The sequence below is a fragment of the Dokdonella sp. genome (assembly GCF_036518555.1).
Taxonomy (GTDB): Bacteria; Pseudomonadota; Gammaproteobacteria; order Xanthomonadales; family Rhodanobacteraceae; genus Dokdonella_A.
Genome location: NZ_DATDMY010000009.1, coordinates 1 through 17,748 on the forward strand (window position 1 = coordinate 1; position 17,748 = coordinate 17,748).

Below are 17,748 nucleotides of genomic sequence, written 5' to 3' on the forward strand. Positions count from 1 at the left end.
GGACGCCGAGCTCGCCGCGGTCGCGCGCGCACTCGACGAACATCTCGCTGCCTGGCTGCGCAACGACGCCGGCGTCGCGGCGATCCCGCGCCGGCGCATGCTCGACGCGCTCGCGCGCGTTGCGCCGGACCAGCCGCGCGAGGTCGTGGTGCGGCGCCTCGCCGACGTCGCCGGCGCGGCCAACGCGACCCGCGTCGTGCACGGCACGCTCACGCGCGAGGCGCAGGCATTGCGCCTTCGCCTCTGGTCGGGCGATCCCTCCGCGCCGGCCGCCGAGCCGGTCGTCGATGCGCGCGGCGCGACCCCGGCCGACCTGTTCGCGGCGTATCGCGAAGCGGCGACGAAATGGCTCGCGACGTCGAGCCAGCGCGCGGGCGTCGCACCCGTGCTGGCGCCGGACGCGCTCGTCGCGTTCGGCGGCGCGCTCGCTGCGCTCGATCGGCACGAACCGGCTGCGGCCGCGGGCGCGCTCGCCGGGCTCGCCGCGAGGGATCCCGCGAGCGCACTCGTCGCACGTGCGCTGCTCGACGCGCAGACGGCGGCGCGGCAGGAGCTTCCGGCCGAGAACACGCGCACCGCGGTGCGGCAACGGTTCGGAGGCGACGACAGCGCGCCCGGGCGGGAGCTGCGCGTGCGCGCGCTCGACGACCCGACGAAGGCGCGCGCGCTGCTCGACGACTCGCTGCGCGCCTTCCCGCACGATCCTTCGCTCGCGCTGCTCGACGCCGAGACGCTCGCCGACGGTGGCGACGGTGCGGGCGCGCTCGCGCGGCTGCGTCGCTACGTCAAGGACGACGACCAGGATGCGCGCGCGTGGTTCCTGCTCGGCCGCACGTCGATCCAGCAGGGCGAGGCGCAGCCGGCGGTCGACGAGTACCTGGTGCGCGCGCTCGTGCTCGACACGCGCTCGCGCGACGCCGCCGCGGAAGCCGAGGTGCGCAACGCGCTCGGCATCGGCTACGAGCGCCTCGGCCAGCTCGACGCCGCGGCCGAACAGTACGCGCGCGCCGCGGCGACGCGCGAACGGCTCGGCGACTCGCTCGGCCTGAGCAAGACCTTGCGCAACCTCGCGATCGTGCAGGCCGAGCGCGGCGAGCGCGACGCCGCCGAGCGCACGCTCGATCGGGTCAAGGGCATGCTCGAGCAGCTCGGCGACCGCGCGAGCCTCGCCGACCTCGCCAACGATCGCGGCGTGATCGCCGAGGAGCGCGGCGACGACGCGGCCGCGCTTGCGGCCTATCGCGAGGCTCTCGCCTTGCGCCAGCAACTCGACGTACCCGACCTCGTCGCCGAGAGCCTCGACAACGTCGGCTTCAGCTCGTTCCGCCTCGGCCAGTTCGACAACGCGCTCGTGTACTGGCAGCAGGCCGAAGCGCAGTATCGCAAGCTCGACGACAACAACGGGCTGCTGCGCGTCGAGCAGAGCCTCGGCCTGCTCGACATCGCGCGCGGGCATTTCGCCGACGCGCGCGAACGCCTGCAGAAGTCGCTGCGCGACGCCGAAGACCGCCAGCTCGGCGAGGAAGCGTCCGCCGCGCACCTCGACCTCGGCGAACTGTCGCTGGCGGAAGGCCGCTGGGCCGACGGCCTCGCGCACGCGGCGCGCGCGGAGGAGATCGCCGAGCACCGCTCCGACCAGCGCATGCGGATCGAATCGGCGTTGCTGCAGGCGCGCCTTGCGAGCGCGCTCGGCGACGACGCCGCGACCGAGGCCGCACTCGCGAAGGTGCCGCCCGAACGCGCGAACGCGGACCAGCGCGCGATGCGCCTGCTCGTCGAAGCGGTGCAGCGCCAGGATCACGGCGATCTCGCGGGCGCCGCGGCGAAACTCGACGAGGCGGCGAGCACGGCGGCACAGGCACACAGCGGCAAGGTCGCCGTCGAGGTCCGCCTGCAGCGCGTGCGCCTCGCGTTCGCGTCACCCGGCAAGGGCACGCGCGCGGCACAGCCGCTCGCGCCCCTGCGCGCGGATGCCGCGCAGCTCGCCGAGGCTTCGACACGACTCGCGTGGCTCGAGCTCGAGATCGGCGCCGCGCTGCAGGTCGGCGACCGCACCGGCGCCGCGCGGCACTATCGCGAGGCGTTGCCGCTGCTGAAGGAGGCCGGCCGTGCGTCCGGCGCCTACTTCATCCACGCGCTCGGCGCCCGCGCGTTCGCGCCTGGCGCCGCCGAGGCCACCGCGGCAACCGCCGCTGCGCTTGCGGCGCGCGCGCAGCTGGTGGGCGACGCGCCCGAGGTCCAACGCGCGCAGCTGGAACGGCGCATCGACCGGCGCCTGCGCGAGGAAGGCGGCGATGCGACGTGATCCGCCCTCGAGCGCCGACGTGCGCGCGCAGATCACCGAGCTGCTGCAGGCGCACCAGGCGCTCACCGAGCGGCTGCGCCAGGGCCAGGCGTCGTTCCAGCGGATCGCGCGTTCGGTCTGGCGCGTGCAGGAGGAGGAACGCAGCCGCTTCGCGCGCGAGTTGCACGACGGCGTCGGACACAACCTCACCGCGATGCTGCACCTGATCAAGGAGGCGCTCGCCACCATGCCGGACGACGAGCGCTGTCGACGTGCGCGAGACGAGCTCGCCCACGCGCAGGCGATCGGCGACGCGACCCTGCAGGAGACGCGCGCGCTGTCGCGCCTGCTGCGGCCGCAGATCCTCGACGACCTCGGCCTCGAACCGGCGCTGCGCTGGCTCGCACGCTCGTTCTCCGAAACGCACGGGGTCGACGCGAGGCTCGACTTTCATGCGCCGCCCGCCGGCATCGACGCCGATCGCTCGACGCTCGTGTTCCGCCTCGTGCAGGAGGCGCTCGCGAACACCGCGCGGCACGCCTCCGCGCGGAAGGTCGACATCGCCTTCGACGGTCGCGGCGAGCGCGCCGTGCTGCGCGTGCGCGACGACGGCGCCGGCTGCGACATCGAAGCCGCGCTCGCACGCGGTCGCCAGGGCAACAGCAGCGGCCTCGGCGGCATGCGCGATCGCGTACGCCTGTTCGGTGGTTCGCTGACTTTCGAATCCACGCCGGGTGCCGGTTTCGGCATGTCGGTGCATTTTCCGCTGTCGGATACCACCCCCGGAGCGAGTCCATGATCCGCCTGTTGATTGCCGACGACCACACCGTCTTGCGCGAATGCCTCGTCGCCATGCTGCGAGCCAGTGGCGACTGCGTCGTCGTCGGCGAAGCCGGCGACGGCATCAGCGCGGTCGAGCAGGCGCTCGCGCTCAAGCCCGACATCGCCGTCATCGACATCTCGATGCCGCGCCTGTCGGGCATCGACGTCGTGCGACGCCTGACCGAGGAACTGCCGCGCACGAAGGTGCTCGTGCTGACGATGCACGAGGAAGACGAGTACGCCGTGCAGGTCGTGCGCGCGGGCGCTTCGGGGTACCTCGTGAAGAACACCGCGACCGACGAATTGCTGACCGCGATCCGAACGATCGCCGCGGGCGGTGTCTACTTCGGCCCGTACGCGACCAAGATCCTCGCCAGCCAGCTCAAGCATCCGCAACCGGAGGATCCGTACGGGGCGCTGTCCGACCGCGAGCGCGAAGTGCTGCACCTCGTGGTCGACGGACTCACGATCAAGGAAATCGCGAACAGGCTCGACATCAGCGCGAAGGCGGCCGAGAACCGCCGCAGCCGCGTGCTTGCCAAGCTCGGCGTGCGCAACAGCGCCGAGCTGGTGCGATACGCGGTGCGCAAGCGCATCGTCGAGTGACCGGGGATCGCGCGCAGGCCGTCGCCGCGCGCCGCGTACCGCCCTATCCGGCCGCGCCGGTGCGCTTGCCGAACACGATCTGCGTCTTCACGGGGGCGTAGCCCGCGCGGTCGTAGAAGCGATGGGCGCGTTCGCGCTCGACGCGGCTGCGCACGCGCATGCGCGCGCAACCGTGGGCGAGCGCCCAGTCTTCCGACGCCGCCACCAGGGCGGCGCCGATGCCGCGGCCGCGCGCGTCTTCGCGCACGACGAGGCCGAGGATCTCGCCTTCGGCGTCGCCGGTCAGCGAGACGTGCTGGCCGACGTGCAGCCAGCCGACGAGCGCGCCGATCGCGTCTTCCGCGACGAGCACGCAGCCCTGTCCCGCCGTCTCGATCGCGGCCAGGCGGGAGACGATCTGCGGTCGCGTCGCCGGGTAACCGAGTTCGCCGCAGAGTCCGGCGATGGCGGCGGCGTCGTAGGTGCGCGCCGTGCGTACGGTCATGGTCATGGGCAGCCTCCCTTTCGCGACAGTCTCCCGCGCCGTTCGGCGCGCGCGCGGGCATGCGATGGCGTCGATGCGTCGGCGCGCTGCGCGATTGCCGGCGCGCCCGCACTCGGGCATCGCCGGCCGAGCACGGGACTGCGGCACGATGAGCGGCGAAGCGCCGGACGAGGCGGAGCCTGGACGCGGAGCACGCGGAGGACGAAGACCCTTCCAGGCGTCGGCTCCCGCCGTCCCCGGATGCTCCATCCGGCCCTCGCGCAGTCGGTCTTCCGTCCGGCAGGCGCGCCGCGGCCGCGTCAGTCGCAGCAGCCGTCCCCGCCCTTCACCGTGTGCGCGTGGCTCGCGGCGACGCCGCGCGTGAGGCCCTGGCTGCTCGCGGCGTAGTGGTCGGCGACGACCCTCGCGACGCACATCGACATGCGCTTGCCGGTCGGCACGTGCAGGAACTCGTTCGGGCCGTGCGCATTCGAATGCGGGCCCAGCACGCCGGTAATGAGGAACTGCGCGCCAGGGAACTTCTCTCCGAGCATGCCCATGAACGGGATCGATCCGCCCTCGCCGTTGTAGGCGACCGGCGCGCCGAAGAACTGCTGCGACGCGGCCTCGACTGCGGATTCCAGCCACGGCGCGAGCGCGGGCGCTTCCCAGCCGCTGCCCGCCTTCTCGAGGTCGAACGTGACCTTCGCCCCGTACGGCGGATCGCCTTCGAGCAGGCGCTTGAGGAATTCGCCGCCCTTCGCGGCGTCGAGCGTCGGCGGCACGCGTAGCGACAGCTTGACCGACGTGAACGGACGCAGCACGTTGCCGGCCGAATCGAGCGGCGGGAACCCGGCCACGCCGGTGACCGACAGCGCGGGGCGCCAGGTGCGGTTGAGTACGAGTTCGGCGAGGTCCGCGTTCATCGGCTGCATGCCGTCGACGAGCGGAAACTTCGCATACACCGCATCGCCGAGGATCTGTGCGGTGCGCTGCGCCTGTGCGACGCGCTGTGCCGGGATCTCGACGTGCAGCTCCTGCGGCTTGATGCGGCCGCTCGTCTCGTCCTCGAGCCGCGACAGCACCTGGCGCAGGATGCGGAAACTCGATGCGACGACGCCGGACGCGTCGCCCGAATGCACGCCTTCCTCGAGCACCTTGACCGTGAGGTTGCCGCCCGTGAGGCCGCGCAGCGACGTCGTCAGCCACAGCTGGTCGTAGTTGCCGCAACCCGAATCGAGGCAGACGATCAGCGACGGCTTGCCGATGCGCGCAGCGAGGTGGTCGACGTAGTACGGCAGGTCGTAGCTGCCCGATTCCTCGCACGCTTCGATCATCACGACGCAGCGCGCGTGCGGGATGCCCTGCGCCTGCAGCGCCATGATCGCCGCGAGCGAACCGAAGATCGCGTAGCCGTCGTCGGCGCCGCCGCGGCCGTACAGCCGGTCGCCGTCGAGCACGGGCGTCCACGGCCCGAGGTGCGCCGACCAGCCCGTCATCTCCGGCTGCTTGTCGAGATGGCCGTAGAGCAGCACCGTGTCGTCGCCCTGGCCCGGGATCTCGATGAAGATGAGCGGCGTTCGGCCCGGCAGTCGCACGACCTCGAGCTGCATGCCCGCGATCGGCTGCGCCTTCGCCCACGACTCCATCAGCGCGACCGCCTGGTCCATGTAACCGTGCTCGGCCCACTGCGCATCGAACATCGGCGACTTGTTCGGGATGCGGATGTACTCGGTGAGCTGCGGGACGATCTGGTCGTCCCAGAGGCCGCCGACGAAACCGCTGAGTGCGTTGGAATCCATCTGTTTCACCTGTCCGATGAGCGGGGTGCGCGCGGCCGAACCGCGGCCCGGCATCGCGCCGGGCATTCGCAAGCCGCGAATCGTAGCGGATCGGCGCGCATTGTTCGCGTGCCGGACCCGCGCGTCGTCGGTGCCGGAACCTCAGTTCGGCCACGCGCGGACGGCGCCGTGGCCGAGCCAGCCGAGCAGTGCGGCAAGGCGTCGCAACGGCGCACGGCGCGGCGAACGGTCGGGCGACGGCCAGGGTGGCGATGCCGCCGCGTCCGCGAGTCGTCGCGCGAGTTCGACGTCGACGATGTGGCCGTGCATGAACAGCAAGTTGGTACCGAGCGAATGCATCGCGAATGTCTCCCGTGTCAAACGACGCCGGCTCAGCGGTCGTGCGTGTCGCCCGACAGCGCCGTCGCGCGCATCGACGGTCGCGCGGCGAAGCGCGCATACCAGGCCGCGAGGCGTGGGCGGTCGTCGCGGAACGCGCACACGCCGCGGAAGTCGATCCAGCTGAGCGCGGTCGCGAGCGCGATCGCGCCGACGTCGGGGATGCCGACGTCGGAGGCGCCGATGCCCGGTGCGTCGTCGCCGTCGTCGAAATCGCGCTCGAGCAGGTCGCACGCGGCGGCGATCTTGCCGAGCTGGCCATCGCGATACTCGGCCCAACGCAGCGCCGGCGGGCGCCGCTCGCTCTCCCAGCGCACGGCGATGCCCGCATCGGCAATGCCTTGTGCAAGTGCCTGCAGGCGCAGCGCGCGCCAGCGCCGCGGCGCGTCCGCGGGGATCAGGCGCGCATGTCCGTGCAGGCCATCGAGCCAGGCGCAGATCACGTCGGAATCGAACAGCGCGAAGCCGTCGTCGAGCACGAGCACGGGCACCTTGCCGAGCGGGTTGCATGCGAGCACGACGTCGTTGCGTCGCAGAGGGCTCGTCTCGTGGTGGATCACCTCGAGCGCGCCGGCGAGGCCGAGTTCGTGTGCCGCGACGAGCACCTTGCGCGCGTACGGCGAATGCGACTGGTAGAGCAGTTTCATCGGTGCGGTTCCATGGCGACGGGTCGAGAGGCTTCGGTCGGCGGGCAGGCGCGCGCGCAGCAGGTCGCGTTCGACGACGTCGACGGACATGGCCGCGTGCGGCCTCGATGGCGTCGATATCGAGCAGCTGTGGCATCGGCTGGGCGGCGAGGCCGCAAGTCGTCGGACACGACGACCATGCTAGAGTCCGCCCGCGCGGCGCGGCCGCGTATGCAGGCGCGATCGCGCGGCTTTCGCGCGCGTTGCCGAACGTCCACGCTCGATGTCCGCACACCTCGACAAACTCGACCGCAGGATCCTCGCCCTGCTCCAGCGCGACGCGCGCCTGCCGGCCGAGACGGTCGGCGCCGAAGTCGGTTTGTCGGCGTCGGCGGTGCAGCGCCGCCTCGCGCGCCTGCGCGGGGACGGCGTCATCGTGCGCGAGGTCGCCGTGGTCGATCCGCGCAGCGTCGGCCGGCCGCTCACGATGATCGTCGACCTCGTCGTCGATGGCGACCGCAAGGAGCTCGTGGCGGGCCTCCAGCACTGGATCGAGCGCGAAGCCGCGGTCCAGGAAGCGTGGTACGTGACCGGCGACGAGGACTACGTGCTCGTCGTGACCGCGCGCGACGTCGATGCGTACGAGCAGATGATGCAGCGCCTGCTCGCCGAAAACGCGAACGTGCGCCGCTACCGCACGCGCGTCGTGCTCGGCACCCTCAAGCGTGGCCTCACGCTGCCGCTCGATCCGGGCTGAACCCCCGCGCGTAGGAAATTTCCTACACCGAATGGGGCTGCTCGCCTACAGGCCCACGTGCGCTGCAACACTCCCGCCATCGCGAGCGCGCGCCTAGACTTGCGGCCATCGCGCTACGCCGGCGCGGCCGACGTTCCACCGCATCGATGAAGCTGCTCCTCCGGTTCGTGTCGTGCCTGCTCTGCCTGCTGCTGCCGGCAGTCGCGTTCGCGCAGGTCGACATCAACCATGCCGATGCGAAAACCCTGGCCGAATCGCTGAGTGGGGTCGGCCTGGTCAAGGCGGAGGCGATCGTCGCCTACCGCAAGGCCAACGGGCCCTTTTCGCGCATCGAGGACCTCGGCAAGGTCAAGGGCATCGGCGTCAAGACGATCGAGGCGAACCGCGACGCGATCGTGATCGTCGTCGGCACGCCTGAGACCCCGCCGCCGATGTATCGCGGGCCCTAGCGGGCGCGGCAGCGCCGGCGCGCGCCGACCGGCTGCAGCGTGCGACGCCGTGCGACACGCGGCACGGGCACCGCACTCTGCTAGACTCGCGCCCCGCCCAACGGCGGTCTCACGCATGATCCTCCCCCGTTACCACATCGGCCCGTCTCTGATCGCGGGCGCAGGACAGGGCTTGTTCCTCGACGAGCCGGTCGCGCGCGGCCGCCTCATCACGGCCCCGGACGCGATTCCGCGCGTGTACACGTTCGACGAGATCCATGCGATGCCCGACGCGCGCGAGCTGCTGCCGGCGACCGTGCGCTGGTTCGAGGACCGCTACACCGTCACGCCCGAGTGGCCGGACGAGTGCTACATCAACCATGCGTTCGCGCCGAGTGGCCTGTGGCACCTCGGCTTCGTGTTCGCCGCCGCCGACCTGTCGCCGGGCACCGAAGTGACGGTCGACTATCGCCATCTCCTCGCCCCGGGTCAGGAGGAGGAGTTCCGCGACGCGCGAACCGGCGAGGCGATCGTCGGTTTCGACTGGCGCGAGAGCCTGCGCGCATCGACCGCCGCGCTCGCCGCGCTGCTCGCCTGATCCGCGATGCGCGAGATTCCCACGCTCGTGACCGAACGCCTGCGCCTGTGCGCGCTCGGCGAGCGCCACTTCGAAGCGTATGCGGCGATGCTCGCCGACGCGAGCAGCACGCGCTTCGTCGGCGATGGCCAGCCGCTCGACCGCATGAACGCATGGCGATCGATGGCGATGCTGCTCGGCCACTGGGCGCTGCGCGGCTGCGGCATGTGGGCGGTCGAATTGCGCCACAGCGGAGAGTTCGTCGGCCGCGTCGGCCTGCACTACCCGGAAGGCTGGCCCGACCTCGAGCTCGGCTGGATGCTCGTGCCTGAACACCGTCGCAAGGGCTACGCGACCGAAGCCGCGCGCGCCGCGCTCGATTTCGCCTTCGAGCAACTGCATGCGCCGCGCGCGATCAGCCTGATCCGCGCGGAGAACAGCGCGTCCGAGCGCGTCGCGCGCCGCCTCGGCGGTCGCCAGGCGACGACGATCGACTTCCTCGGCCACGCGACGCTCGTCTACAGCTACCATCCGGATCGCTGACCGCGCTGCGAAGGCGGTCGGACGACCGCGACGCGCATGGACCCGGACCGGGTCGCTCCGCAGGGGACTGGAACTGATCATGGGCGACCCGCGTCGCGATTCGGTCGAACTGATGCATGCATCACCGCTCTATCGCTACGGCGAGCTGAAAGTGCCGTTGCTGGTGGTGCACGGAACGGAAGACGAGCGTGTGGACTACGAACACACGCGCAGGCTGGTCCGCATGCTGTCCATGGCCGGGCGGCCGCCGCAACTGGTCGAACTCGCGGGCGGCGGGCACGGCGTCGCCAGCACCGAAGACCGCAAGCGCGTGTGGCCCATCGTGGCGAAGTTCCTGCAAGATCACCTGGGCGAACCCTAGGTCGGCGACCTCGACACCGTCGCCATGATGTTTGCCAGCACGCCGCGAGAACCGGAGCCATGAATCGATTCCTGCGTGTACTTGCCACCAACGACTATCGACGCACGCGCTGGAAGAACGACGGCGGCTGGACCACCGAGATCGCGCGCAGCGGAGACGAGGATTTCCGCTGGCGGATCAGCATCGCCGAGATCGAACGCGACGGACCGTTCTCGTCGTTCCCGGGCATCGAACGCGACCTGCTCCTGCTCGAAGGCAACGGCATCGAGCTCGACATCGACGACGCGCCGCCGCACCGCCTCACGCAACGCTTCGAAAGAGTCCGCTTCGCGGGCGAGGCGAACGTCGAGTGCCGCCTCGTCGCCGGCCCGACGCGCGACTTCAACGTGATGGCGCGCCGCGACGCGGTGCATGCGGACGTGATCGCCCGCCCGCTGGTCGGATCGATGGTGATCTTCCCGGAACGCGCCGTCGAATGGTTCGTGCACGTGTTCGCCGGCAACGCGACCGTGCGCAGCGACGCGGACACGCTCGCGCTCGAAACCGGCGCCTCCCTGCTCGCCGATTTCCGCGACGGCGGCAGCCGGATCGTGCTCGAGGGCGGCGGCGAACTCGTGCTCGTCAAGCTCGTCGCATCCGATCACTGACGTGGCCGGGGCGCCGGCGGCGATGCGCCGAGCGGCGGTGATTCTCCGCGCCCTCCATGGCGTCGGTGCGGCGGCGTGGCACGAGGTCGCACGCGTCACGACGCGGCGGTCATCGAGACCCGCGCCGTCGGCTCGTCCGGCGCTTGCGCTTGGCGCGTACATCGTGCCGCTCGATACATCCCAGCCCAAGTTTTATTGCTAATCATTCTCATTTCGGTTCTAATTCCCTGGACGCCGCAACCCAGGGGGTGAACCGTCGACGGCCGTCGCTCGCGAGCGGCGACCGGGGGAGCACCCGCGGCAGCGCGCCTTGGATCTCCGCCGGATCGTGTCGAACGACGCGCTCCGACGCGAGTCGCACGGACCACAACGGAGCTTTTCCATGTCGTTCATCAGGAGCCGCAAACACGCCGTCGCGCGCGGCGCGCGCACTACGGCCGCGACCCTCGCGACGGGCATCGCGTTGGCGTTCTCGCCGCTGCATGCGGCCGATGCCGAATCCGACCCCGCCGCCCTCGCCAGCGCCGATGCCGCCGACGCGAACAGCCTGCCGACGATCAACGTCGAAGGCCACGCGGTCGAGGGCTACAAGGTCGACACGCTCGCGGGCCCGAAATACCTCAAACCGCTCGTCGATACCACGCAGACGATCCAGATCATCGCTGCCGACCTCATCCGGGAACAGGCCGCGACGACACTCGCCGAAGCGCTGCGCAACAGTGCCGGCGTGGGCACGTTCTACGCCGGCGAGAACGGCAACACGTCGACCGGCGACACGGTCTACATGCGCGGCTTCGACAGCTCGGGCAGCATCTACGTCGATGGCGTCCGCGATCTCGGCGGCGTTTCGCGCGACACGTTCAATGTCGACCAGATCGAGGTCACCAAGGGGCCTTCCGGCAGCGACTACGGCCGCACCGCGCCGAGCGGATCGATCAACATCGTGAGCAAGCAGCCGCTGCAGGCCGATCGCGTCGACGCCAGCGTCGCCTACGGCAGCGCCAACCAGAAGCGGGCGACCGCAGACTGGAATGCGCGCATCGACGGCATCGACGGCGGCGCCTTTCGCCTGAACCTCATGGCGCAGGACAGCGGCGTTCCCGGCCGACACGAGGTCGAACGCAACCGATGGGGCATTGCGCCGACGTTCGCGTTCGGCCTCGCCACGCCGACGCGCGTTTTCCTCGACCTGCTGCACCTCGAGCAGGACAACGTGCCCGACGGCGCAATCCCGACCATCGGCCTGCCCGGCTACACGTCGCCCGATCCCGCGCGCCCGCAGATCGGCGCCGCGCCGCGGGTCGATCCGCGGGGCTTCTACGGCACGCGCGACGACCATGACGACAGCACGACCGACATGGCGACGCTGATCGTCGAGCACGACTTCAGCGACGACATGAAACTCGTCAACACGACGCGCTGGGGCCGCACGCGCCAGCAGTACCTCATCACGTCGTTCGTCGCCAACGCCGCGAACATCGGTACGCCCGACATCGGCGATCCGTCGACCTGGACGCTCAAGCGCAGCAATCCCAACTTCAAGGATCTCACCAACCGGATCCTCACGAACCAGGCGAACCTGCGCCTCCATTCGGAATTCGGCCGTGTCGGCAACGACTTCGGCGTGGGCCTGGAACTCGCGCGCGAGGAAGCGATCTCGACCGGCCTGGGCGCACTGAACGGCAGCACGTGGCCCGTGGCGAACCTGTATCGTCCCGATGCGGATGTGGGCGGTCTCGTCTGGGGAAGGAACGGCGCGCACGCCGATGGCCGCACCGACACCGAGGCGGCGTACCTGTTCGACACGATCACCTTCGACGAGCACTGGCAGGCGAACGTCGGCGTGCGCCTGGACCACTACGACACCGATTTCAGCAGCGTCGTCGTCTGCACCGCGAGCGGCGCGACCGCATGCGGCAGCCTGCCCGCGGGCACGATCGTTCCCGGCGTCGACGCCGACACGTCGGACACGCTGTTCACCTGGAAGGCCGGCCTCCTGTACAAGCCGACGCCCGAAGGCAGCGTCTATCTCAATTACGGCGTCTCGCAGCAACCGCCGGGCGGCAATTCGCTCGCATTCAGTGCGTCGGCGAGCAGCCTCGACAATCCGATCTTCGACCCGCAGAAGGCGAAGACGGCCGAGTTCGGCACCAAGTGGGAAGCGTTCGATGCCAAACTGCTGCTGACGGCCGCGCTATACCGCACCGACATCAGCAACGAAGTCGTGCAGGATCCGGTCGACCAGCTCTACTACCAGATCGGCCGGAAGCGCGTCGAGGGCATCGAACTCGGCCTCGTCGGCAAGCTTACCGACGCGTGGAGCGTCTCGGCCGGCTTCACCACGATGGACGCGACCGTCGAGAAGGGCTCGCACGTCTCGCAGGACGGTTCCGACGATCTCGCCTACACGCCCGACGCCGCATTCACCGCATGGACGACCTACCGGACGCCGTTCGGCCTCGTACTCGGCGGTGGCGCTCGCTACAACGGCGAGATGAAGCGCGGCAACGACGGTGCGATCGGCACCCCGACCCGCGTCGACGCGTACTGGGTGTTCGATGCGACGGCGAGCTATCCGGTCAACGAACACCTGAGCCTGCAGCTCAACGTCTACAACGTGTTCGACAAGGACTACGTCGCTGCGATCAACAAGAGCGGCTACCGCTACAGCCCCGGGGCACCGCGGTCGGCGATGCTCACCGCGGCGCTCCGCTTCTGAACCCGCGCCGCGGGCCGCCCGGCGGCCCGCGGTCGGCGGCATGGACGCCGCCGCCTACCGCCACGGTGCGAGAATGGACGCCCGCATCGCGTGGATCCTCGCCATGCTGCTGCACATTCCCGGAATACTCGACCCCTCCCGTCTCGCGCACGTGCGCGCCGAACTCGATCGAGCCGAGTGGACGGACGGCAAGGAAACCGTCGGCGAGTTCGGCGCGCGCGTGAAGCACAACCTGCAGCTGCCGGAAGCGTCCGCGGTGCGCCAGCGCCTCGGCGCGATCGTGCTCGATGCGCTCGCGGCCCATCCCCTCTACCACGCCGCCGCGCTGCCGTTGCGCACGCTGCATCCGCGCTTCAACCGCTACGAAGGCGGCGGTCACTACGGTTTCCACGTCGATGGCGCGGTCATGGCGCTGCCGGGCGGCACGCAGATGCGCAGCGACGTTTCCTGCACGCTGTTCCTCGCCGAGCCCGACGAGTACGACGGCGGCGAACTCGTGATCAGCGACACGTACGGCGAACACGAGGTCAAGCTGCCGGCGGGCGACCTCATTCTCTATCCGTCGAGCAGCCTGCACCGCGTCGCGCCCGTCACGCGCGGCGCGCGCATCGCGGCATTCTTCTGGGTCCAGAGCCTCGTGCGCGAGGACCGGCACCGGCTGCAGCTGTTCGAACTGGATGCTTCGATCCAGTCGCTCTCGCGCAGCGGCGCGGACCCGGCCGCGGTGTTGAGGCTGACGGGCGTCTATCACAACCTCCTGCGCGAGTGGTCCGGGACCTGACGCGCAGGCTCGTCGATGGTCGTGGCCCCCGAGCGCGACCGCCGTTGCCGCCGCCGCCCGTGAACCGGCGGGCGCCGTGCATCGGCTGATGTCGACGCGCGGCGAACACCGCGACCGAAGTGAACGGGCGTCGACATCGCGGAAGGCGTTACCGCATCGTCTGGGCGGTGGCGCGACGCGCTAGGCGGGTCGCGCGTCGAGCGGCGCGCGCGCTGCCGCGGCATTGTCGCGCAGCGCGTCGTTGCGTCGGCGCAGTCGCCACATCCACAGGCCGCTCAGCGCGAACAGCGGCATCAGCAACGCGGCGCTCGCGGCGACGACGCGGCCCGGCACGCCGAACCAGCTGCCCGAATGCAGGGGGAACAGGGACGCGATGAAGCGACGGCCGCGCGGAAGCTCCGCATAGGGCTCGCGCCTGCGCACGGTGCCGTCGGCGGCGTCGATGGCGAGGACGTCCCAGGCCCGATCGTGCGGGCTCATGGCGGTCTGGTAGCGGATCTCGAGCGCGCCGTCGACCGCCGTGGTCGCGATGTTCGCGCGCACTGCCTCCGGCGCCTCGCGCAGGAACGATGCCCACGCGGTCTCCAGCGAAGCGACCGTCGGCGCGTCGTTCGGCGGCCCTCGACGCACCGGCGCCGGCACGCCGGCGAGGCCGTTGATGGCATTGCGATAGACGTCGTACGACCACCACAGGCCGGTCGCGGCGGCGACGAGGTACGGGATCAGCAGCCAGGTACCGACCACGGCATGCAGCTGCCACCAGAAGCCGCGGCCTTTCGCGGCCGTGTTCATGCGCAGCCATGCCGACGGCGAACGCGCGCGTCGCGGCCACCGGAGATAGAGCCCGCTCGCGATGAAGACGAACATGAGCGCGGTGCTCGCCGCGACGACCTGCTTGCCGACCGGACCGGCCGCGAGATTGCGGTGGAGCTGCTCGACCGAGTCGAAGAACGCCGCGCCTCGTTCCGCGCCGAGCACCGCGCCCGTATACGGATCGATGGCGACCGCGGTCGGCCGCGCGCCTGGGCGCACCATCCGCACGGCGACCGCGTGCCGGGGACCTTCCCAGGCGACCCCGCGCAACGCGTGATCCGGGAGCGCGGAACGCGCTGCCGCGACCCAGCGGTCGGGGCCGAGCGGCGTGCGCCCTTCCGCGCTCACGTGCAGCGCGGGGTTGAGCCATGACAGCACCGGCTGCTCGAGGCCGAGCAGGCCGCCGGTGAAGCCGACCACGCCGAGCACGAGGCCGGCGCTGATGCCTGCAAGCCAGTGCAGGCGGAACAGGACGCGTTTGAGCAGCGAAGAACGCACGGCCGGAACCCCAGCGGAGGAGATCCCGATTCCATCACAAATGCGAATCATTCTCAATGGAGTCGCTGCCCGGCCGTCGCCTGCCCTGCGCGATCTCGGCCGGCGACGTTCGGCACCTCCATCTCACTAGAATGCGGCGATGCGCATCCTGATCATCGAAGACGACGCCGCGATCGCCGACGCGATCGGTGCCGCGCTCGCGCGTGCGGGCCACGCGGTCGACCGCCTCGACAACGGGCGTCAGGCCGATGCCGCGTTGCGCGACCATCCGTACGACCTCGTCGTGCTCGACCTCGGCCTGCCCGATGTCGACGGTGTCGAGCTGCTGCGCCGCCTGCGCAGCCGTGCGGACGCAGTCCCCGTACTCGTCGCGACCGCACGCGAGGAACTCGAGGAGCGCGTGCGTACGCTCGACCTCGGTGCCGACGACTACCTCGTCAAACCGTTCGCGCTGCGCGAGTTCGAGGCGCGCGCGCGTGCGCTGCTGCGCCGACGCACGACCCGCGGCGTGCCGGAACTGCAGCTCGGCCGCATGCGCCTCGACCTGCCGCGCCGCCGCGCACAGGTCGGCGACACGCCGCTCGAACTCACGCCGCGCGAGTTCGGCCTGCTCGAAGCGCTCGCCTCGCGGCTCGATCGCGTCATGAGCCGCGAGCAGCTCATCGAGGCGCTCTGCAGCTGGGACACGACGCTCACCGACAACGGCCTCGACATCGCGGTGTATCGCCTGCGGCGCAAGCTCGAGGGCAGCGGCGTGCGCATCCGCACCGTGCGCGGGCTCGGCTACCTGCTCGAAGCCGGCGACGGAGCCGCCTGATGCGCGCGCGCGCGTGCAGGGTCGGCGTGGGGCGCCCTCGCGCGGCGTCCCGTCCGCAGCAGCCGCACGACGTGTGCGTTCACCTCGCGCGGCATGGCGTCGCCGCCGACGGCGCGCGATGAACCGCGCGCCCCGCCCCGCGAGCCTGCGTCGCCGGCTCCTGACCATCCTCGTCGCGCCGATGGCCTTCGCCTGGCTCGGCAGCGGGGTGCTCATCTACGTGCTCGCGCTGCATTACGCCAACATCAGCTACGACCGTTCGCTCGCCGACGGCGCGCGCGCGCTCGAACGCCTCATCCGCAGCGACTCCGGGCACGAGGAGCTGAGCCCGCAGGTTCGCATCCTCATGGAGTACGAGTCGGCGGAGCCGACCTACTATGCGGTACGCAGCCTGCGCCATGGCGTGCTCGCGGCGAACCTCGAGCTGCCGGTGCCCACGCCGGTGCCGGCGATCGGCGCGCCGCCACGTCTCGATTCGATCGTCGCCGACGGTCGCTCGCTGCGGATCGCCTCGCTCGCACTGTCGGGCGAGGACAGCTCCGACACGATCATCGTGTCGGTCGCGGAAACGCTCGGCGAACGCCATGCGCTCGCGCGCGAGATCCTCGTCGGCACGCTGCCGATCGTCCTGCTGCTGATCGCCTTCGTGCTCGTGCTCGTATGGTTCGGCGTCACGCGCGGCCTGCGCCTGCTCGACCCGCTCGTCGACCAGCTCGCCCGCCGGCGCGCGCGCGACCTCTCGCCGCTCGACCAGCGCGAAGTGCCGATCGAGATTCGCCCGCTCACGCACACGATCGACGCGCTGCTCGCGCGCCTGCGCGAGCTGCTCGAACTGCAGGAACGCTTCATCGCCGACGCCGCGCACCAGTTGCGCACCCCGCTGGCCGGCTTGCGGCTGCAGGCGGAGCGCGCGCTCGGCGACCCGCACCCGGAGAGCGTGCGCGACGCGCTCGAGCACGTCGAACGCCTGTCCGCCGGAGCCGGCCGCGCGGCCGGCCAGTTGCTCGCGCTCGCACGCGCGCAGACCGGCGAGAACCGCACCGAATGGAGCACGGTCGACCTCGCGCGCCTCGCGCGCGAGCACGTGGCCGAGCGCGTGCCGGACGCGCTCGCCGCGCGCGTCGACCTCGGCTACGAGGGTCCCTTGCACGGCGCCGACGTCGCCGGCGACGCGATCATGCTGCGCGAGGCGCTCGTCAACCTCGTCGACAACGCGATCACCTATGCGGGCGAAGGCGGCGCGGTCACGGTGTCGATCGAGTGCGAGCTGCGCACGGTCGTGCTCGCAGTCGAGGACTCCGGCGCGGGCGTCGCCGAGGAATGGTGGCCGCGCCTCGGCGAACGCTTCTTCCGCCCGCCCGAAAGCCGGCGCGAAGGCTCCGGCCTCGGCCTCGCCATCGTGCGGCGAATCGCCGACAGCCACGGGGCAGCGGTCATCTACGGCCGCGGCCGCGACGGCCGCGGCCTGCGCGCGACGATCCGCTTCGCCGCCGCGCCGCGCGGGTGACACGCGGCAGCGGGAGCGAGTGCCCGATACGCGAGGGGAACGATGCGGACACCGAACTCGCACCGAACGCCGCGGCGGGCGCCCGCCCTGCCGTGCAGGGTTCACTCGCGATCGTCGCGGGTCCAGACGATGCCGGCTTCGACCCTGACCGGGAACTTCGCGGTCGGCTCGTACGCGGGCGGGCACAGCGCCGCGCCGCTCGTGATGTCGAAGCGCGCGCCGTGGCGCGGGCATTCGATCTCGCGCCCTTCGATGACGCCGCCGGTGAGCTCGCCGCCGTCGTGAGTGCAGACATCCTCGATCGCGTAGTAGTCGCCAT

19 protein-coding genes are annotated in these 17,748 nt (G+C 71.1%); 13 read left to right on the forward strand and 6 right to left on the reverse strand.

Annotated elements, in window-relative coordinates; all coding sequences use genetic code 11:
- The 3 genes from VI238_RS00630 to VI238_RS00640 form a co-directional block, all read left to right on the forward strand.
- The coding region (locus tag VI238_RS00630) for a tetratricopeptide repeat protein (RefSeq protein ID WP_331647398.1) at nt 1-2,305 on the forward strand (2,305 nt) is incomplete at its 5' end.
- Entirely contained in the window at nt 2,295-3,083 is a 789-nt protein-coding gene (locus VI238_RS00635) for a sensor histidine kinase (protein ID WP_331647399.1), read from the forward strand. The genes VI238_RS00630 and VI238_RS00635, both read left to right, overlap by 11 nt.
- On the forward strand, nt 3,080-3,712 hold the full coding sequence (locus tag VI238_RS00640; RefSeq protein ID WP_331647400.1) for a response regulator transcription factor: 633 nt from the start codon (nt 3,080-3,082) through the stop codon (nt 3,710-3,712). Before VI238_RS00635 ends, VI238_RS00640 begins: the two co-directional genes overlap by 4 nt.
- Before the next feature lie 43 nt (nt 3,713-3,755).
- Here the strand turns inward: VI238_RS00640 and VI238_RS00645 are convergent, their stop codons facing one another.
- The 4 genes from VI238_RS00645 to VI238_RS00660 all read right to left on the reverse strand — a co-directional run bounded on the left by VI238_RS00645 (nt 3,756) and on the right by VI238_RS00660 (nt 7,092).
- Entirely contained in the window at nt 3,756-4,202 is a 447-nt protein-coding gene (locus VI238_RS00645; protein ID WP_331647401.1) for a GNAT family N-acetyltransferase, read from the reverse strand.
- Between the two features lie 293 nt (nt 4,203-4,495).
- The gene (locus VI238_RS00650) at nt 4,496-5,977 is read right to left on the reverse strand and encodes a M20 family metallopeptidase (protein ID WP_331647402.1); all 1,482 of its coding nucleotides are present in this window, start codon (nt 5,975-5,977) and stop codon (nt 4,496-4,498) included.
- 141 nt (nt 5,978-6,118) lie between these two features.
- Nucleotides 6,119-6,316, reverse strand: coding sequence for a hypothetical protein (locus VI238_RS00655; RefSeq protein ID WP_331647403.1), 198 nt, complete (start codon nt 6,314-6,316; stop codon nt 6,119-6,121).
- 32 nt (nt 6,317-6,348) lie between these two features.
- Nucleotides 6,349-7,092: a glutathione S-transferase family protein gene (locus VI238_RS00660; protein WP_331647404.1), complete on the reverse strand. Its 744-nt coding sequence runs from the start codon at nt 7,090-7,092 to the stop codon at nt 6,349-6,351.
- 172 nt (nt 7,093-7,264) lie between these two features.
- On the opposite strand from VI238_RS00660, the gene VI238_RS00665 reads away from it, so the two are divergent.
- The 8 genes from VI238_RS00665 (at nt 7,265) to VI238_RS00700 (ending at nt 13,794) form a co-directional block, all read left to right on the forward strand.
- Nucleotides 7,265-7,738 (forward strand): Lrp/AsnC family transcriptional regulator, encoded by a 474-nt coding sequence (locus VI238_RS00665; RefSeq protein ID WP_331647405.1) that lies wholly within the window; start codon nt 7,265-7,267, stop codon nt 7,736-7,738.
- Nucleotides 7,739-7,884: 146 nt separating this feature from the next.
- A complete protein-coding gene (locus VI238_RS00670; protein ID WP_331647406.1) occupies nt 7,885-8,187 on the forward strand; it encodes a ComEA family DNA-binding protein in 303 nt (100 codons plus the stop codon).
- Between the two features lie 115 nt (nt 8,188-8,302).
- On the forward strand, nt 8,303-8,764 hold the full coding sequence (locus VI238_RS00675; RefSeq protein WP_331647407.1) for a hypothetical protein: 462 nt from the start codon (nt 8,303-8,305) through the stop codon (nt 8,762-8,764).
- A gap of 6 nt (nt 8,765-8,770) precedes the next feature.
- Entirely contained in the window at nt 8,771-9,286 is a 516-nt protein-coding gene (locus tag VI238_RS00680) for a GNAT family N-acetyltransferase (RefSeq protein WP_331647408.1), read from the forward strand.
- Nucleotides 9,287-9,365: 79 nt separating this feature from the next.
- Nucleotides 9,366-9,647 (forward strand): alpha/beta hydrolase family protein, encoded by a 282-nt coding sequence (locus tag VI238_RS00685; RefSeq protein ID WP_331647409.1) that lies wholly within the window; start codon nt 9,366-9,368, stop codon nt 9,645-9,647.
- Nucleotides 9,648-9,706: 59 nt separating this feature from the next.
- Nucleotides 9,707-10,294, forward strand: a complete 588-nt coding sequence (locus tag VI238_RS00690) for a HutD family protein (protein WP_331647410.1) — start codon at nt 9,707-9,709, stop codon at nt 10,292-10,294.
- Nucleotides 10,295-10,676: 382 nt separating this feature from the next.
- Nucleotides 10,677-13,013, forward strand: a complete 2,337-nt coding sequence (locus VI238_RS00695; RefSeq protein WP_331647411.1) for a catecholate siderophore receptor Fiu — start codon at nt 10,677-10,679, stop codon at nt 13,011-13,013.
- Between the two features lie 103 nt (nt 13,014-13,116).
- Nucleotides 13,117-13,794, forward strand: coding sequence for a Fe2+-dependent dioxygenase (locus VI238_RS00700; protein ID WP_331647416.1), 678 nt, complete (start codon nt 13,117-13,119; stop codon nt 13,792-13,794).
- A 180-nt stretch (nt 13,795-13,974) separates the two neighbouring features.
- On the opposite strand, the gene VI238_RS00705 is transcribed toward VI238_RS00700, so the two are convergent.
- Nucleotides 13,975-15,105: a PepSY-associated TM helix domain-containing protein gene (locus tag VI238_RS00705; RefSeq protein ID WP_331647412.1), complete on the reverse strand. Its 1,131-nt coding sequence runs from the start codon at nt 15,103-15,105 to the stop codon at nt 13,975-13,977.
- A gap of 139 nt (nt 15,106-15,244) precedes the next feature.
- Between VI238_RS00705 and VI238_RS00710 the strand changes: the two genes are divergently transcribed.
- Both VI238_RS00710 and VI238_RS00715 read left to right on the forward strand, forming a co-directional pair.
- Nucleotides 15,245-15,922: a response regulator transcription factor gene (locus tag VI238_RS00710; protein WP_331647413.1), complete on the forward strand. Its 678-nt coding sequence runs from the start codon at nt 15,245-15,247 to the stop codon at nt 15,920-15,922.
- A 118-nt stretch (nt 15,923-16,040) separates the two neighbouring features.
- Nucleotides 16,041-17,429 (forward strand): sensor histidine kinase, encoded by a 1,389-nt coding sequence (locus VI238_RS00715; protein ID WP_331647414.1) that lies wholly within the window; start codon nt 16,041-16,043, stop codon nt 17,427-17,429.
- A 101-nt stretch (nt 17,430-17,530) separates the two neighbouring features.
- On the opposite strand, the gene VI238_RS00720 is transcribed toward VI238_RS00715, so the two are convergent.
- Nucleotides 17,531-17,748, reverse strand: a 218-nt coding sequence (locus VI238_RS00720; protein ID WP_331647415.1) for a Rieske 2Fe-2S domain-containing protein, incomplete at its 5' end; no start/stop codon positions are given.

Coding starts and splice junctions, on each gene's coding strand:
- VI238_RS00635 (WP_331647399.1), top strand. CDS start 2,295: ATGCGACGTGATCCGCCCTCGAGCGCCGACGTGCGCGCGCAGATCACC.
- VI238_RS00640 (WP_331647400.1), top strand. CDS start 3,080: ATGATCCGCCTGTTGATTGCCGACGACCACACCGTCTTGCGCGAATGC.
- VI238_RS00645 (WP_331647401.1), bottom strand. CDS start 4,202: ATGACCATGACCGTACGCACGGCGCGCACCTACGACGCCGCCGCCATC.
- VI238_RS00650 (WP_331647402.1), bottom strand. CDS start 5,977: ATGGATTCCAACGCACTCAGCGGTTTCGTCGGCGGCCTCTGGGACGAC.
- VI238_RS00655 (WP_331647403.1), bottom strand. CDS start 6,316: ATGCATTCGCTCGGTACCAACTTGCTGTTCATGCACGGCCACATCGTC.
- VI238_RS00660 (WP_331647404.1), bottom strand. CDS start 7,092: ATGTCCGTCGACGTCGTCGAACGCGACCTGCTGCGCGCGCGCCTGCCC.
- VI238_RS00665 (WP_331647405.1), top strand. CDS start 7,265: ATGTCCGCACACCTCGACAAACTCGACCGCAGGATCCTCGCCCTGCTC.
- VI238_RS00670 (WP_331647406.1), top strand. CDS start 7,885: ATGAAGCTGCTCCTCCGGTTCGTGTCGTGCCTGCTCTGCCTGCTGCTG.
- VI238_RS00675 (WP_331647407.1), top strand. CDS start 8,303: ATGATCCTCCCCCGTTACCACATCGGCCCGTCTCTGATCGCGGGCGCA.
- VI238_RS00680 (WP_331647408.1), top strand. CDS start 8,771: ATGCGCGAGATTCCCACGCTCGTGACCGAACGCCTGCGCCTGTGCGCG.
- VI238_RS00685 (WP_331647409.1), top strand. CDS start 9,366: ATGGGCGACCCGCGTCGCGATTCGGTCGAACTGATGCATGCATCACCG.
- VI238_RS00690 (WP_331647410.1), top strand. CDS start 9,707: ATGAATCGATTCCTGCGTGTACTTGCCACCAACGACTATCGACGCACG.
- VI238_RS00695 (WP_331647411.1), top strand. CDS start 10,677: ATGTCGTTCATCAGGAGCCGCAAACACGCCGTCGCGCGCGGCGCGCGC.
- VI238_RS00700 (WP_331647416.1), top strand. CDS start 13,117: ATGCTGCTGCACATTCCCGGAATACTCGACCCCTCCCGTCTCGCGCAC.
- VI238_RS00710 (WP_331647413.1), top strand. CDS start 15,245: ATGCGCATCCTGATCATCGAAGACGACGCCGCGATCGCCGACGCGATC.
- VI238_RS00715 (WP_331647414.1), top strand. CDS start 16,041: ATGAACCGCGCGCCCCGCCCCGCGAGCCTGCGTCGCCGGCTCCTGACC.